Origin of the sequence: Streptomyces sp. R-07, from assembly GCF_049913175.1 — a bacterium.
Classification (GTDB): Bacteria; Actinomycetota; Actinomycetes; order Streptomycetales; family Streptomycetaceae; genus Streptomyces.
In genome coordinates this window covers 7245176-7259315 of the sequence record NZ_CP183978.1, presented here as the reverse complement: position 1 = coordinate 7259315, position 14140 = coordinate 7245176, and the positions used below count along the sequence as shown (strand labels likewise).

General features: G+C 69.9%; 11 protein-coding genes and 3 pseudogenes. 6 read left to right on the top strand and 8 right to left on the bottom strand.

The window, feature by feature from the left end; all coding sequences use genetic code 11:
- Positions 1 to 338: 338 nt before the first annotated feature.
- Positions 339 to 1262, top strand: a complete 924-nt coding sequence (locus ACN9M0_RS33145; RefSeq protein ID WP_399701886.1) for a serine hydrolase — start codon at positions 339 to 341, stop codon at positions 1260 to 1262.
- 98 nt (positions 1263 to 1360) lie between these two features.
- Here ACN9M0_RS33145 and ACN9M0_RS33140 read toward each other — a convergent pair.
- The 4 genes and pseudogenes from ACN9M0_RS33140 to ACN9M0_RS33125 all read right to left on the bottom strand — a co-directional run.
- A pseudogene (locus ACN9M0_RS33140) lies at positions 1361 to 1750 on the bottom strand (alpha/beta fold hydrolase); the annotation flags it as partial.
- 380 nt (positions 1751 to 2130) lie between these two features.
- Positions 2131 to 2326 (bottom strand): annotated as a pseudogene (locus ACN9M0_RS33135) (DUF5701 family protein); the annotation flags it as partial.
- Positions 2327 to 2909: 583 nt separating this feature from the next.
- On the bottom strand, positions 2910 to 3671 hold the full coding sequence (locus tag ACN9M0_RS33130; RefSeq protein WP_426404719.1) for a metallophosphoesterase family protein: 762 nt from the start codon (positions 3669 to 3671) through the stop codon (positions 2910 to 2912).
- A 515-nt stretch (positions 3672 to 4186) separates the two neighbouring features.
- Complete coding sequence (locus tag ACN9M0_RS33125; protein ID WP_426404718.1) at positions 4187 to 5050, bottom strand: LysR family transcriptional regulator; 864 nt, start codon at positions 5048 to 5050, stop codon at positions 4187 to 4189.
- Positions 5051 to 5144: 94 nt separating this feature from the next.
- Between ACN9M0_RS33125 and ACN9M0_RS33120 the strand changes: the two genes are divergently transcribed.
- A complete protein-coding gene (locus tag ACN9M0_RS33120; RefSeq protein WP_426404717.1) occupies positions 5145 to 5882 on the top strand; it encodes an SDR family oxidoreductase in 738 nt (245 codons plus the stop codon).
- Between the two features lie 99 nt (positions 5883 to 5981).
- Here the strand turns inward: ACN9M0_RS33120 and ACN9M0_RS33115 are convergent, their stop codons facing one another.
- On the bottom strand, positions 5982 to 6356 hold the full coding sequence (locus ACN9M0_RS33115; protein WP_366041258.1) for a Tn3 family transposase: 375 nt from the start codon (positions 6354 to 6356) through the stop codon (positions 5982 to 5984).
- A 270-nt stretch (positions 6357 to 6626) separates the two neighbouring features.
- Here ACN9M0_RS33115 and ACN9M0_RS33110 point away from each other — a divergent pair.
- Positions 6627 to 6863 (top strand): annotated as a pseudogene (locus ACN9M0_RS33110) (transposase); the annotation flags it as partial.
- 290 nt (positions 6864 to 7153) lie between these two features.
- On the opposite strand, the gene ACN9M0_RS33105 reads toward ACN9M0_RS33110, so the two are convergent.
- The gene (locus tag ACN9M0_RS33105; protein ID WP_366041257.1) at positions 7154 to 8641 is read right to left on the bottom strand and encodes an MFS transporter; all 1488 of its coding nucleotides are present in this window, start codon (positions 8639 to 8641) and stop codon (positions 7154 to 7156) included.
- Entirely contained in the window at positions 8638 to 9840 is a 1203-nt protein-coding gene (locus ACN9M0_RS33100; RefSeq protein WP_366041256.1) for a M20 metallopeptidase family protein, read from the bottom strand. The genes ACN9M0_RS33105 and ACN9M0_RS33100 overlap by 4 nt, the downstream gene beginning before the upstream one ends.
- Before the next feature lie 104 nt (positions 9841 to 9944).
- Here ACN9M0_RS33100 and ACN9M0_RS33095 point away from each other — a divergent pair, with 104 nt between their 5' ends.
- Positions 9945 to 11045, top strand: a complete 1101-nt coding sequence (locus ACN9M0_RS33095) for an Lrp/AsnC family transcriptional regulator (RefSeq protein ID WP_366041255.1) — start codon at positions 9945 to 9947, stop codon at positions 11043 to 11045.
- A 188-nt stretch (positions 11046 to 11233) separates the two neighbouring features.
- Positions 11234 to 12004: a transposase gene (locus tag ACN9M0_RS33090; protein WP_366041254.1), complete on the top strand. Its 771-nt coding sequence runs from the start codon at positions 11234 to 11236 to the stop codon at positions 12002 to 12004.
- An 828-nt stretch (positions 12005 to 12832) separates the two neighbouring features.
- On the opposite strand, the gene ACN9M0_RS33085 is transcribed toward ACN9M0_RS33090, so the two are convergent.
- Positions 12833 to 13078, bottom strand: coding sequence for a hypothetical protein (locus ACN9M0_RS33085; protein WP_366041262.1), 246 nt, complete (start codon positions 13076 to 13078; stop codon positions 12833 to 12835).
- Between ACN9M0_RS33085 and ACN9M0_RS33080 the strand changes: the two genes are divergently transcribed.
- Positions 12966 to 14096, top strand: coding sequence for an MFS transporter (locus ACN9M0_RS33080; RefSeq protein ID WP_426404716.1), 1131 nt, complete (start codon positions 12966 to 12968; stop codon positions 14094 to 14096). The genes ACN9M0_RS33085 and ACN9M0_RS33080 overlap by 113 nt on opposite strands.
- Positions 14097 to 14140: the final 44 nt, after the last annotated feature.

The window sequence follows — 14140 nt, the reverse complement described above, 5'->3', positions numbered from 1 at the left end:
TCTTCGGCTTCACCTGGAACCGCACCGGCCGGTCCAGCAAGACGATCACCTCCGACTGGTCCGGCCCCGACTGCACGCGCCGGCCGGCAACCGCGTCGTCCTGGTCGTCCAGGACGGCCGGATCGTCGAGGACCGCCGTCGACGACCGACCGGGCCGCCGGTCCCAGGACCAGCGGCCGGGTCCTTTCGCGGCGGCTTCATGCCCACGGGGCTTCCGATCTCCCGGTTCCCCCGGTTCCCCCGGCTCCCCCGGATTCGTACAACCATCCGCACGCTCAAGAGTCATGTAAGGCGAGTACGCCGTAGGCGTGTTCGTTTCGTTTCCAGGGGGGACCCACATGACTCACCACATATCCCTGCGTGCCCGCGTGCTTCCGGCCGTGGCCGCCGCCGGGATGCTCGTGCCCGTCGTCGCGGGCGCGGCGCCCGCTTCCGCCGCCACCGCGCCGCAGGTCAGCTGCACGTCCGGCAAGGCCGGGCTGGCCACCAAGCTCCAGAGGGACATCACCGCCGCCCTCGCCACGCGCACCGGTACCGTCGCCGTCGGCCTGCGCGACCGCACCACCAACACCACCTGCACCCTGCGCGCCACGGTCTCGTACGACTCGGCCAGCGTCGTGAAGGTGACCGTCCTCGCCACGCTCCTCTGGGACGCCAAGAAGACCAACCGGTACCTGACCTCACGCGAGTCCAGCCTCGCCACCGCCATGATCACCAAGTCCGACAACGCGGCCACCACCTCCCTGTGGAACCAGCTCGGCGTCGCCAAGGTGAAGGGTTTCCTGGCGGCCGCCGGGATGACGCGTACGGTGCCGGGGTCCGGCGGCTACTGGGGGCTCACCCGGATCAACGTCACCGACGAGCAGCGGCTGCTCTCGCTGATCACCGCCAAGAACAACGTCCTGAGCGACAACTCCCGCGCCTACATCCTCAAGCTCATGGGGAACGTCATCACCTCGCAGAGGTGGGGGACCCCCGCCGGCGCGCCCTCCTCCGTGTCCGTGCACGTCAAGAACGGCTGGCTGCAGCGCGCCACGCGCGGCTGGCGCGTGCACAGCGTCGGCACGTTCCAGGGCGGCGGCCACGACTACACGATCACCGTGCTCACCGACGGCAACAGCACGATGAGCTACGGGGTGAACACGATCCAGGCCGTGGCCAAGGTGATCCACCGGGATCTGTTCCCGACCGCGACCGCCGCGTCCCTTTACACGCCGACCCTCACTCCCAAGGAGGCGTTCGTCGCGGTGCCGCAGGGCTGACGCCCTGATCGCGCGCGAAGAGGGCGAACGGGACCCCGTCGGCCGGACTCTCGGCAGCGTCTTCCACCCCCTCCTGGGAGAGGCGAGAGGCCGGTCGGTCAGCTCGTCGCCCGTACGGCCGCTCTGATCAGGTCGGCGACCCGTCCGGGCGCGGACAGGACGACGGCGTGGGAGGCGTCCGGGAGTTCGACGACGACGGCTCCGGCTCGTTCGGCGCCGAAGCGCTGGACCTCGGGGCCGATCGTGCGGTCCGCCCCGGCCACCAGAGCCCAGGACGGTTTCGTCCGCCACGCCGCGGTGGACGCGCTTTCGGTGAACGCGGTCGTGGCGAGCGGGCGTTGGGTCGCCGCCAGGACGCCGGCGACCTCCTCGGGGACGTCCGCAGCGAAGACGGAGGGGAAGGCCTTCTCCTCGATGGTGACCTCGACCCCGGAGTCGCCGTCGAGGAGCGGGTACGTCCACTCCTTCAGGCTGCCCGCCAGCGGGGACCCCTGCTACGGGATCGCCACCACAGGCGCGTGGAGCTGTTTCCAGCCCTACGGTGAGCACCTCTACCTCTGCGACACCGCGGCCGACGGCCACCACCCCGGCAGCTGGTACCGGGTCAACGGCGGCTCGTGGCACAACGTGCAGTACAACGTCGGCAACGGGAACTGCGGCGACCTCAACCTCGCCATCGGCGAGAGCGGCTACATCGACATCCAGGCGTGCAACTACGAGGGCAGCACCGAGCTGAACTGCAGCGGCATCCGGAGAGTCAGCGCCAACGGGTGACGGCGTGCCCGGGACCACCACCCGGGCAGACGCCGACCCATGGCGCGTGCGGCCCCTCCCCACCGGGCGGGGCCGCACGGCCTTTCCCATACGACCGGCGGCCCGTGGCCGAACCGAAGCCCAGCCAGGTGTGCCGGCTTCCCCACCGACACCAGCCGCCGCGACCCGATGGACACGAAGCAGCGATTGCGCTCCAGGGCGGTCGGCTGCTGGAGCATCCAGTGGATCCCCTCGGCGAGCCTGGGCGGGCTGCGCCCCTCCCGCACGACGGCCGGCAGAGCCTCCTCGGGGCACCCGGTGGTAGCGGCCCGCGACGAGGATGGCGGCGTTGCGGACGAACACTTCGCGCCCCTGGTCGTCGGTCCAGGTGAAGCCGCCGGCGGCGAAGCGCGTCCTGCCGACTTCCACCAGCGTGATCCCGGCGGCACTGGCCAGGTCGAGTCGCGGAACGGTGCGAGCTCCGGCTCGGCGCCGCGGCCGGGGCCCGGCTCATGCTCCCTGTCGTCGGGGCCGCCTGGGTCACGGGAGAGGCGGAGCCGAGGGCTTTGCCGTGCGAAGCGCTCCCGGGAGTGCGGGAGCGACCGGGTTCGGCGTTCCAGTGCGTGAACGCCGAGGCGCCGAGCGATCCGAGCAGGGCGCGAGCCGCCACCACGAACAGCAGCCTGCGCCGCACGGTCGGACGCGGCGCCTGCCCTGACAACCGCTGTTCCACCGCGGGCATTTCAGACCCCTGGGCTTCCGCGCCCGGAACCTCCGGGCCAGGCGCCTGTGCATCCGGGTCGGGTGCACCCTTCTCGGGGTATCGCACGGGCAGGAGTCGTTGATCGAGCATTCGGAGTTCTGTGGCGCGCAGCCCTTGATGGCCGCATGGTGTCACGGCGTGTGACCGCGTCCGTCCCGTGGGGCGAAGGCTTCGAGAGCGTCTGCGTCGGTAGCCCGCACGTTGAGGAAGTAGTCGGCCCACTCGGCGATGTCGGGATAAGAGCAGTCTTGGGTGATCTGGTTGGTAGCGGCCTCGATGTCGAAGTCCGTGGAGCGGAGTTCGATGCCTGGTCCCAGGAGTGCCCAGTGGGCCCCGGGCCGTCCGTAGGGCATGCCGACGCTGCCGGGGTTGATCACGAGTCGGCCGTGGGCGAGACGGACGAACGGCATGTGTGTGTGGCCGCAGACCACTGTGCGGATGTCGGTGTCGAGTTCGCTGAAAACCTCCCGCCAGCGGTCGAGGCACGAGTCGACCAGGACGACCTCTTCGTCGTCCCGGGGCGTGGCGTGGCAGAACAGCACCTTGCCGAGGCCGTGCACGGGCAAAGAGAGCGACCGGGGCAGTCGGCCGAGAAGGTCGAGGTGGTCCTCGCGCAGCTGGCCGGCGGCCCAGGGGGAAATGGGATCGGGGATCGAGTCGCGTTGGCCGCGGCGGTATTCGAGGAGTTCGCGATCGGCGTTGCCGCTGATCCACACGATGCGGTCGCCGAGGCTGACCAACAGGTCGAGGACCTGGACCGGTTGCGGGCCGGCGGCGATGTCACCGGTGAGCACGATGCGGTCGGCGGCACGCACTTCCGGTTCGGCGAGCACAGCTTCCAGGGCGGGCAGGACTGCGTGGATGTCGGACAGGACGGCTACTCGGTTCAACATGGTCACCACTGTGGGTGGGGGTGGGGGTGACGGGAGGACCGTTCGCCTGACGCGTAGTAGATGGAAGTGACGGTTTCCACGCGTGTGGCCGCCGGAGGCGTACTTCTTCCAGGTGCCTCCGGCATGGGCGGCGACGCCTCGGCGTGGACGGCGTGGCAGCCGAGCATCCCTGCGACTGCCGACGGCGGCGCCTGAAGGACGAGTTGCCGCAGTGCGTGGCGGTCCGGCCTCAACGGCCGGACCGCGGGGTGTGGCGATCTATCCGCAGGTCAGGCCGCGCGGACTCCGCGGTTCCATCAGGCTTGATCGTCCGCTCCGGGTGTCCTTCCGACGGAATGGTGGTTGCGGACCGGGTGCGGTGGTCGGTTGGTCCGTGGAGTTGGCGATGACCGGCTCGCGGTGGTGCTCGGCCAGGACGTCGAGCATGGCGCGGTCCTTCGGTGGTCTGGGCTGTCGACGCCCCGCTCGATCAGGTGCAGGCCCATCTTCCGTGTTCGCGGGTCTACTCCCGGGGGTCACAGCTGGGTGGCCGTGCGGATCAGCTGGGCGAGGGCGCGGGAGCGGCTGTGTGGGGGCCAGGCTATGTGGGTGATGACGGGGGGCGCGTCGATGAGGGGGACGGCGGCGTGGTCGGCCCATAGCCAGGCGTGGGAGGAGTCGGGGCAGATGGCCGCGGTGCGTCCGAGGGCGATCAGCTGGGCCAGTTGGGTCTGGTCGCGGATCTCGGGGCCGGGGCCGGGAGGGTAGGCGCCGTTGCGGGGCCAGCGGGCGAGCGGAAGATCGGGGACGTCGGTGACATCGGCCAGGGACAAGGTCTTGTGCGTGGCGAGAGGGTGCCCGGCGGGCAGGACGGCGATCCGTCCCTCGGTCAGTAGTTCCTCGCTGTCGAACCCGGCGAGGGAGTTGAACGGCGTCTGCATGAGTGCCACGTCGGCGCGGCCGTCGCGCAGCAGTACTTCCTGTTCGCCGATACCGCATGGCAGCACTTCGATCTCGGCGGCATCGGGCTGGGCCGCGTAGGCGTCGAGAAGCTTCCGCAGCAGTTCTTGAGACGCGGCGGCCTTGACCGCCAGTACCAGGCGATCGCGGGCGCCACCTGGATGATCGGCGCCACCGGCGCGACGGGTGCGGCGTGCGGCGGCGGCGGTCGCGTGCAGGGCGGCGCGACCCTCGTGCAGCAGGACCTCTCCGGCGCCGGTCAGCGAGACGCCGCGGCGGTTGCGGTCCAGTAGCGAGACGCCGAGGCGCCGTTCGAGCTGCTGGATCGCCCGGGACAGCGGTGGCTGGGCGATGCCGAGCCGCTCCGCGGCCCGGCCGAAATGCAGTTCCTCGGCGACGGCCACGAAGTACCTGAGCTCGCGGGTCTCCAGGGTGTCCATGCCCGGAGCGTACTCCGCGGTGATACCCCACGAGTATCACTGGATGCTCTATCGGTGTTGGTCGCCTCGCCGTCGGTGAGTGAGCATCAAAGCCGTGAGCGAAACGAAGATTGCGCTGGTGACCGGCGCGAACAAGGGAATCGGGTACGAGATCGCGTCCGGTCTGGGTGCCCTCGGATACCGCGTGGGCGTGGGAGCCCGGGACGAGGCCCGGCTCGAGACCGCCGTGGAGAAGCTGCGCGCCGCCGCGGTGGACGCGTTCGGGGTGCCGCTGGAGGTGACCAGCGACCACAGTGTCACCGATGCCGCGGAACTGATCGAACGGCAGGCCGGGCACCTGGACGTCCTGGTCAACAACGCCGGGATCTCGGGAGAGTCCGGCCCGGGGTGGGTGCAGGACCCGACCGCGCTCGACCTCGACGTGGTCCGCACGGTCGTGGAGACCAACGTCCTCGGCGTCATCCGCGTGACCAACGCGATGCTGCCGCTGCTGCGGCGCTCCACATCGCCGCGCATCGTCAACGTCTCCAGCAGCGTCGCCTCCCTGACCCGGCAGGCGGACCCGAACATCGAGATCGGCCCCATCATGGCGGCCTACGCGCCGTCGAAGTCGTTCCTCAACGCCATCACCGTGCAGTACGCCAGGCAGTTCGCCGGTACGAACATCCTGATCAACGCCGCCTGCCCGGGCCTGGTCGCGACCGACTTCACCGGCTTCCACGGACCCCGCACCCCCGAGCAGGGCGCAGCCACCGCGATCCGGCTCGCCACGCTGCCCGACGACGGCCCGACCGGTTCGTTCTTCGAAGACGACGGCGCCATCCCCTGGTGACCCGCGGGCGCCGACGCCCGGCCACCGGGTACAACGAACGGCCCAACGTGTCGGGTGCGCCCACATCCCCTCCTGATCTCCCAGCCGGGGCCGCGCTGTTCAGGCGGCCTGGCTGAGACCGGCTGTGGTGAGGTCCTGCTCGCGCAGCGGGGTGAAGTCGACGTCGAGCTTCTGGCCGTAGGGGCCGGGCCGGATGGCGAGCTCGTGGGTGGAGTACTCGCCGAACCGGTTGATGTGCTCGGTCAGATACGGAGAGATGTGGGCCGAGTCCTCCGGCTCGATCGTCCAGCCCTCCTCCAGCAGCTGCCGCACGATCTCGGCGATGTCCAGGGCACTGTGGAAAATGACCGCATTCGTGAGCAGAGCATTGAACTTCATCGCTTTTTCCTGCTCCACCGGGTCGTTGTCGGCGATGCCGCGGTTGTAGCTGTAGCTGCTGTTCTTGCCGGTGGGGTGCGTGAAGTCGGTGACCACACCGGAGCGGGTGAGGGCTTCACTGGACCTCTTCCACCATCCCGGCACAGGATGAAAAAGGTCCAGTGAGCTCTTTCAGGGTGTCAGATGGGTGAAAGACCACGTTCGTAACCCTCGACCTCGTATTGCTCGAGCATTGTTGACACGCAATCCCGGCTGTTCCCTTTCAGGAACGGGATCGCAGCCGGCAGATATCGGCGGGACTCGAGAAGGCACTCCAGCACCGTGAAGTACACGGCATTTCGGGGATGCATACCCGGGATGTTATAAATGCGACGAGCCCTGGCTGCGGTGCCGCTGCCGCGGGCCGCGGACGGCCGGCTGGTCCTGGCCGTCGACGTCACCTGCTGGCTGCGGCGGGACGCCCACACCTCACCGCAGCGGATCCTGTGTCACACCTACGGCCGGGGCAAGGACCAGCACATCCCGGTCCCCGGCTGGCCAGAAGTCGACCACCCCACGACCCCGCCGCACAAGTTAAAGATCAAGCTAAGGGTTGCCCCGTAAAGATCTTCGACGTTTCAGGGATCGTCTCGCCGAGGCGGGCAATGGTGCGGGGCCAGGGGGAGGCAGGCGAACGCGGCCGGCTGGCCTGCGGCCACCGGCCGGTGCAGGGCGTCGTCGTCGGCGGCTGCTGCCTCTAGCGGTCCCGCTCGCCACGTCCGCGAGCAGGCATGCGGCCTCGTCACGCGGCCCGCGTTGCTCCTCGATGCCGGGCCCCGCCCTCTCCACCAGCTCGGGGTGAACTGGTGGGTGTGGTCTTCGGGTCGGCGAGGGACTGCGGCGGAGTGTCGCGTTCAAGCCACCCGAGTGGGGCCCGGCGTGGCCGTACCGCCCGTCGTATGCGCGCCGGAGTCGAGGTCCCCCGTCGTACCCGGAGCATGCACGTCACGTCCCGTCAGTATCTGGAGGACCAGAGCGCCCACGCAGAGCAGCGCGCTCAGCCCCCAGATCGTCAGATACGCGGAGAGCGCCGGGACCTCCGTACCCCCGACGACGAGCGAGCCGAGGACGACCGCCGAGCCCGCGCCCGCGACACTGCCGCCCAGGGTCTTCAGGTTGTTGTAGACGGCGGTAGCACTCGCCGTACGGTCCGTGGCGCTGCGTTCCACGATCAGAGTGGGCAGGCCGCCCAAGGCCAGGCCCATGCCGAAGCCGGCGACGGCGGACGCCAGGGCGAACAGTGGCAGAGAGGTGTGCGCGGCGATCAGCCCCCCGTTCCCCGCCGCCATCAACGCGAAGGAGAGCAGCAGCACCCGGCGGTAGCCGGTGCGGGCCGCCACCCGGGCGACGAGGCTCGCCCCGGTGAACGCCAGCACATGCGGCACCGCACCCCATGCGCTGATCTCCCAGGTCGTGAGCCCGAACCCGTACCCCTCGTCGGCCGTGGACGCGGCCAGATACGAGATGCCGACCGCCTGCCCGCCCAGCATCACCGCGCCGAAGAGGAAGCCTGAGACGTAGTACGGCGCGGACTGGCGGCGGGCCACCGCCCGGACGTCGACCAGGGCGTGCGGCCGGTCCCGTTCGAGCCGGACCCACCAGGCGAGCAGGGCCAGGGAGAGCAGGAGACCGCCCAGGGTGAGCGGAGAGGTCCAGCCCCAGGTCGCGCCGCGCGCCGTCGTGCCGAGGAACAGCAACAGCGAGAGCCCGAGCAGCAGCGCCCCCGTCCAGTCCATCCGGCCCGGCGCACGCGTCCGGGACTCCGGGATCGCGCAGTACGACAGGGCCAGGCAGGCGCACGCGAGCGCGGCGAGGACCGAGAGCGTGGGCCGGACGCCACCGGTGAGTGCGAGCAGGGGGCCCGCCAGAGCGTGCCCGAGGAGCGAGCCGAGGGTGAGCGCGCCGACAAGCAGCCCTACCGCCTGTCGCCCGCCCTCCAGGTCGAGCCGGTCCCGTACGAGGCCGATCTCCAGCGGCAGCAGCGCTGCCAGCGGGCCCATCAGGGCACGGCCCACCAGCAGCACCGTCAGATTCGGTGCGAGGGCCACCAGGACGGTGCCCGCCGCGACGCAGACCAGCGCGATCCGGGTGAGCCGACGGTGCCCGTACAGGTCTCCGAGCCGCCCGAAAACGGGCACCGCGACCGCGGCCGCGAGGAACTGCACCGCCATGTACCACTGCGCCTGGGACGCGCTGATGGACTGCCAGTCCTGGACGGCCGGCACCAGCGCCGGCGCCGAGCCCTGGAGGAAGCCGCTGACCAGCTCGAAGACGACGAGCAGGCCCACCACGGCGGTCACCCGGGGCGCCGCCACCTCGCCCGTCCCGCGCGGGGCCGTCATGCCGACGCCCCCGCGGCGAGCCGCTGCTCCGCGAGCTCGCTGAGCAGCGCCGCCTGGCGATGGAGCACCCGGTCGTCGAAGACCGCCCGCGGGGAGTGGTTCTGGGGCGCCTTCTCCACGTCCACGCCTTCGGGCGCCGCGCCGACCAGCAGCATCGCGCCGGGCACCTTGTTCAGTACGAGGGAGAAGTCCTCCGAACCGCTGGCCGGCTGCGGCGCCTCCCACACCTCTCCCGGGCCGAACAGCTCGCGCGCCGTGTCCAGCGCGAACGCCGTCGCGGCCGGCTCGTTGACGGTGACCGGATAGAGCATCTCGTACTCCACCTCCACGTCCAGGCCGTGCGCGGCCGCGATCCCGCGAACCAGGCGCGGCAGCCCCGCGGCCAGCCGCTCGTGGTTGGCCTCCGAGTAACTGCGTACGGTCGCCTCGAACTCGGCCGTGTCCGGGATGACGTTCTGCTGCGTACCGGCGTGCAGCCGCCCGACGGTCACCACCACCGGGTCGAAGATGTCGAAGGTGCGCGTCACCCAGTTCTGCAGCGCGGTCACCATCTCGCAGACGGCCGGCACCGGGTCCTTGGCGTGGTGCGGAGCCGAACCGTGCCCGCCCTCGCCGCGAACCGTCACCCGCAGGACGTCGGAGGCCGTCATGACCGTGCCTGGCCGGGACGCGACCCAGCCGCCGGGCAGCCGATTGGCCGAGACGTGCAGGGCGAAGGCCGCGTCGAGCGGCTTGCCCGCCGCGCCCAGGACACCCTCGTCGATCATCGCGCCCGCGCCGTTGTGCCCCTCCTCGCCCGGCTGGAACATGAACACCACGTCGCCCTGGAGGCTCTCCCGACGGTCCGCGAGCATCGTCGCCGCGCCGACGAGTCCGGCGGTGTGCAGATCGTGCCCGCAGCCGTGCATCCGGCCCGGCAGCTCGGAGGCGTACTCCACCCCCGTCAGCTCGTCCACCGGCAGTGCGTCCATGTCACCCCGCAACAGCACCGCCCCGCCGGGACGGCCGCCGCGCAGAACGGCCGTGACCGAGGTCAGCTCCCGGCCCAGCGTGATCTCGAGAGGGAGACCGTCGAGCGCGGCGAGGACCTTCTCCTGCGTACGCGGCAGCCGGAGGCCGAGCTCCGGCTCCCGGTGCAGCGAGCGGCGGAGCCGCACGAGATCGGGCTGGAGTTCCCTGGCGCGTTCCAGTACGGACATGCTGCGTCAACCTCCTGATACGGTTCCGGCCATCGGTGCGGCAAGACTGAAGTCCTGGCCCGCCCAACCGACCCGAATCGCAGGAAACGCGCAAGGGGCATCGAATGACGCAGCATTCCGGCCACGGACCGGTACGGAATTCCGCGCACGGGGCGGTACGGGAACTCGACGACGTCGACCAGGCCCTGGTGCACGCGCTGCAGATCGCCCCCCGCGCCGGCTGGAACGAGATCGGCGCGGTACTCGGACTCGACGCCGTCACCGTGGCCCGCCGCTGGCACCGGCTCACCGAAGCCGGCGCCGCCTGGATCAGCTGCTCCCCATCCCCCTCCCTCGCCGCGAGCGGACAGGGACTGCTCGCCGTCGTCGAGGTGGACTGCGCCAGCGGCAGCCTGCTGACCGTCGCCCGGGCCCTGGCCGAGCTGCCCCACGTCACCACCGTCGAACACGTCAGCGGAGACCGGGACCTCCTGCTCACGGTGATGGCCACAGACCTCGCCGCGCTCACCCACTGGGTGACTCGCGGCATCGGCGCGATGCAGGGCATCGTCGCCACCCGGACCCACCTCGCGAGCACCGTCTACACCGAGGGCAGCCGCTGGCGGCTGCGCGCCCTCGACCGCGCCCAGATCGCCCGCCTCGCCGACACCGGCACTCCCCGCACCGACGCCCCCGTCTTCCCCCTCACCGACCTGGACCACGCCCTCGTCGGAGCCCTGTCCATGAACGGCCGCGCCACCTACCGCGCCCTCGCCGACGCCTGCGGAACGAGCCCGGACACCGTCCGTCGCCGACTCGGCCGGCTCTTCGCCGCCGGCATGCTCCAGCCCCGTTGCGAAGTCGCCCGCCCCTTGTCGGAGTGGCCGGTCACGGTGATCCTCTGGGGGAGGGTGGCCGCGGCGGAGTTGGAGAGCGTCTCCCGTGCCGTCACCGGCGCCCGCGAGGTACGGCTCTGCGCCGGTCTCACCGGCCGGAACAACGTCCTCGTCGTGGCCTGGGTGAAGTCCCTCGCCGACGCCCAGCGCTTCGAGGTGCGACTCGCCCAGCGCGCCCCCGGCCTGGACATCACCGACCGAGCGGTGGCCCTCTGGCCGCTGAAGCTCAGCGGCCATCTGCTAGACGAACGCGGCTACCGCATCGGCGGCGTCCCACTGGACGTCCGCACGGCCGGCGCCAGCCGGCGAGATCCGGAACGCACTCCCTAAGGCTTGCCCCGTATGCGGGCGTGAGCTGGACGGTTGCCTCACGGTACGGTCATCGGTGCAGCCGAAAAGGTTGAGCGAGTGCCCGTTGCACGGGGTTGGTGTACGTCCTGAGTACCGGGTCGCGCGGCGTCTTGAGCACGTGGTGATCAGCAGGCCGGCACCGGCGGGAAGCATGTGAGGATCCGGCCGTGGCTGCTGTGATCACGGCGTCGCAGCCGTCCTGGATACCCCCGTTCACCGGGCTGAGCCCCCGCGGCTTCGGGACGTTGTTGAGACAGCTGCGGCGTGAAGGGGCGGACGCAGTCCGCAGAGGTCGGCCGTGGAGCCTGCCGCTGGAGGACCGAGTGCTGCTGGTCACAGCGTACTGGCGCACCAACCTGACGTTGCGGCAGCTGGCACCGCTGTTCGGCGTTTCGAAGTCCGCGGCTGACCGCATCATCCGCCACCTCTGTCCCCTGCTCGCGCTCAGGCCCCGACGACGGTTCCGCAAGGACACCGTGCTCATCGTCGATGGAACCCTGGTCCCCACCCGCGATCACACGATGGCCGAGCAGTCGAAGAACTACCGCTACTCCACCAACCATCAGGTCGTCATCGATGCTGATACCCGGCTCGTCGTTGTGGTCGGTCGGCCTCTGCCCGGGAACCGCAACGACTGCAAGGCGTGGGCATTGTCCGGAGCCAAGGACGCCGTCGGCCGCACCACCGTGATCGCCGACGGCAGCTACCGGGGCACCGGCCTGGTCATCCCGCACCGCCGCGAGCGCGGGCAGAGCGAACTGACCGCCTGGAAAGAAGAGCACAACACTTCCCATCGCCAGGGCCGTGCCCGCGTCGAGCACGCCTTCGCCCGCATGAAGAGCTGGAAGATCCTCCGCGACTGCCGCTTGAAGGGCGACGGCGTCCATCACGCGATGAGTGGAGTCGCCTGCCTGCACAACCTCGCCCTCGCTGGATAGGCGAGCAGATCGGACAGCAGGCGGTCACGGACTCACCCACTCGAAGATCTTTACGGGACAAACCTTAGTCAACTGAACCTCTTTCATCCCCGCGCTGGAGGGTGAAATAGCTGGCCAGCGGGTGCGACAGGGCAGGGCCCCTCGTCGTTGGCGTGGTCTTTCGGGTGCCCCGGCGCCGGGTGCGCCGTGCGCGACAGCTGGGTGCGGACGGTGCCGCCCCGTCAGATCTTCTCGTCGACGGGGAGGTAGCGTTCGATGCCGCGATCGGTCATCTCGTCGAGTACGCGCTGCCATTCCTTGGCGTACTTCTCTCACTGTTCACGTCGCATGACCAGGTCGAAGCAATACCGCAGCGTACTGGCGTCGTACCTGCGCTGCGCCTCTCTCCTCTGTGCGGCGACACCGTCGCGGTCGATTCCCACCGCCTTCTCCTGCACGTTCTGTCGGATCCTCAATTCAAATTGACGGTCTCGTCGGACCGACGCGTCCACCGCGGCAGCGCATCGGCACGGTATGCGACGCGGGAGAACCAGAACAACATCGAATCGAGTCGCCGTCCAGCAGGTTTGCGACGTGAACCGTCACTCGACGACCTTCCTGGGCGGACGGTTTCTCGACTTGGCTAAGTCGTCGCGGATCAAGCAGGGCCTTCCGTGCGCCGCGTCGGCGCGGCCAGTCCCCTCCGACCTCTGGAGCAGCCCTATGAACTGCGGAAACACTGGAACAGGTGGGTGACTCCGCGTGCGCACCCCGGCCACTCTCGGCATCTCATGCGGCCGGTTGTTGGTGTCGGGAATCTGCCAGAAGATGATGCCCGTTGCTGCTGGACTAGAGGTCACACTCTCCATGTGATGCCCAACTCAGGACGGGATTCATGTCCACAGCAACCACCCCTTCTGTCCAATCTCCCGCATCGCCGGACCGCACGCCTTTCAAATCCTGGCTGGCCGTCATTTCGGTAATGCTGGGGATCTTCTCCATCGTCACGACCGAAATCCTTCCGATCGGCCTTCTCACGTCGATCGGATCGAGTTTCACCATTTCGGACGGAATGGCTGGTCTCATGATGACCACGCCAGGATTCCTCGCCGCGGTCTCGGCCCCTGTGGTCACGGTGGCCACAGGACGTATCGACCGGCGGGTCATGCTGGGCGTGTTCATCCTTCTGCTGTCGCTGGCCAACTTCCTGGCCGCCGTCGCGTCGGGCTACTGGCTGGTCCTGATCTCCCGCGTCATGGTGGGCGTCACCATCGGCGGCTTCTGGTCCATCGGGGCCGGACTCGCCGGTCAGCTGGTTCCCGCGAAGTCCGTGGGCCGCGCAACCTCGCTGATCTTCTCCGCCGTACCGCTCGGCTCCGTACTCGGAGTACCGCTGGGCACGTTCATCGGCGACATCGCGGGCTGGCGTACGGCGTTCCTCGTCATGGGCGGCTTCACGCTGGCCGTCCTCGTGTTGCTCCTCGTAGTCGTCCCACCCCTCCCTTCCGGCCAGGCGACGCGCCTCGATGTCCTCGGCGGCATGCTCCGAGGCGTCAACACCCGCTTCGCCCTGATCACGACCTTCCTCGTCGTGCTCGCCCACTTCGGCACGTACACGTACGTCACCCCCTTCCTGGAGCAGGTGACCCACGTCGGTTCGGGTCTCGTCACGATCTACCTGCTTGTCTACGGTGCGGCCGGCATCGCCGGCAACTTCCTCGGCGGATCCACGGTGGGCCGCTATCCACGGTCCACCTTCGCCGCGGCGGCGGCCCTGATCGCCGCCGCGACCCTGCTCCTGCCCGTCCTGGGACAGTCGGACGCCGGCGCGGTGGCGCTGCTGGTCGTCTGGGGCGTCGCCTACGGTGCCGTCCCGGTCTGCTCCCAGACGTGGTTCTCCAAGACCGCCCCCGACTCCCCCGAGGCGTCCTCTGTCCTCTTCACCTCCTCCTTCCAGGCCACCATCTCCATCGGGGCCCTGGTGGGAGGGGCCGTCCTCGACCGTTCCTCGCCCTCCATGGTGATGGTGCTGGGCGGGATGGCGGCCGTCCTGATGGTCCTCGTGGCCTGGGCCCACTGGGCGGGGAGGTACACATGGCCGAAGTCCTCCTAGCCACACCGTGCCCGGGGCGGCCGTCCGCCTCGGTCACGCCGCTT

Excerpts from the sequence above, each read along its gene's own strand:
- ACN9M0_RS33145 (WP_399701886.1), top strand. The coding sequence starts at position 339 with ATGACTCACCACATATCCCTGCGTGCCCGCGTGCTTCCGGCCGTGGCC.
- ACN9M0_RS33130 (WP_426404719.1), bottom strand. The coding sequence starts at position 3,671 with ATGTTGAACCGAGTAGCCGTCCTGTCCGACATCCACGCAGTCCTGCCC.
- ACN9M0_RS33125 (WP_426404718.1), bottom strand. The coding sequence starts at position 5,050 with ATGGACACCCTGGAGACCCGCGAGCTCAGGTACTTCGTGGCCGTCGCC.
- ACN9M0_RS33105 (WP_366041257.1), bottom strand. The coding sequence starts at position 8,641 with ATGACGGCCCCGCGCGGGACGGGCGAGGTGGCGGCGCCCCGGGTGACC.
- ACN9M0_RS33100 (WP_366041256.1), bottom strand. The coding sequence starts at position 9,840 with ATGTCCGTACTGGAACGCGCCAGGGAACTCCAGCCCGATCTCGTGCGG.
- ACN9M0_RS33095 (WP_366041255.1), top strand. The coding sequence starts at position 9,945 with ATGACGCAGCATTCCGGCCACGGACCGGTACGGAATTCCGCGCACGGG.
- ACN9M0_RS33080 (WP_426404716.1), top strand. The coding sequence starts at position 12,966 with ATGCTGGGGATCTTCTCCATCGTCACGACCGAAATCCTTCCGATCGGC.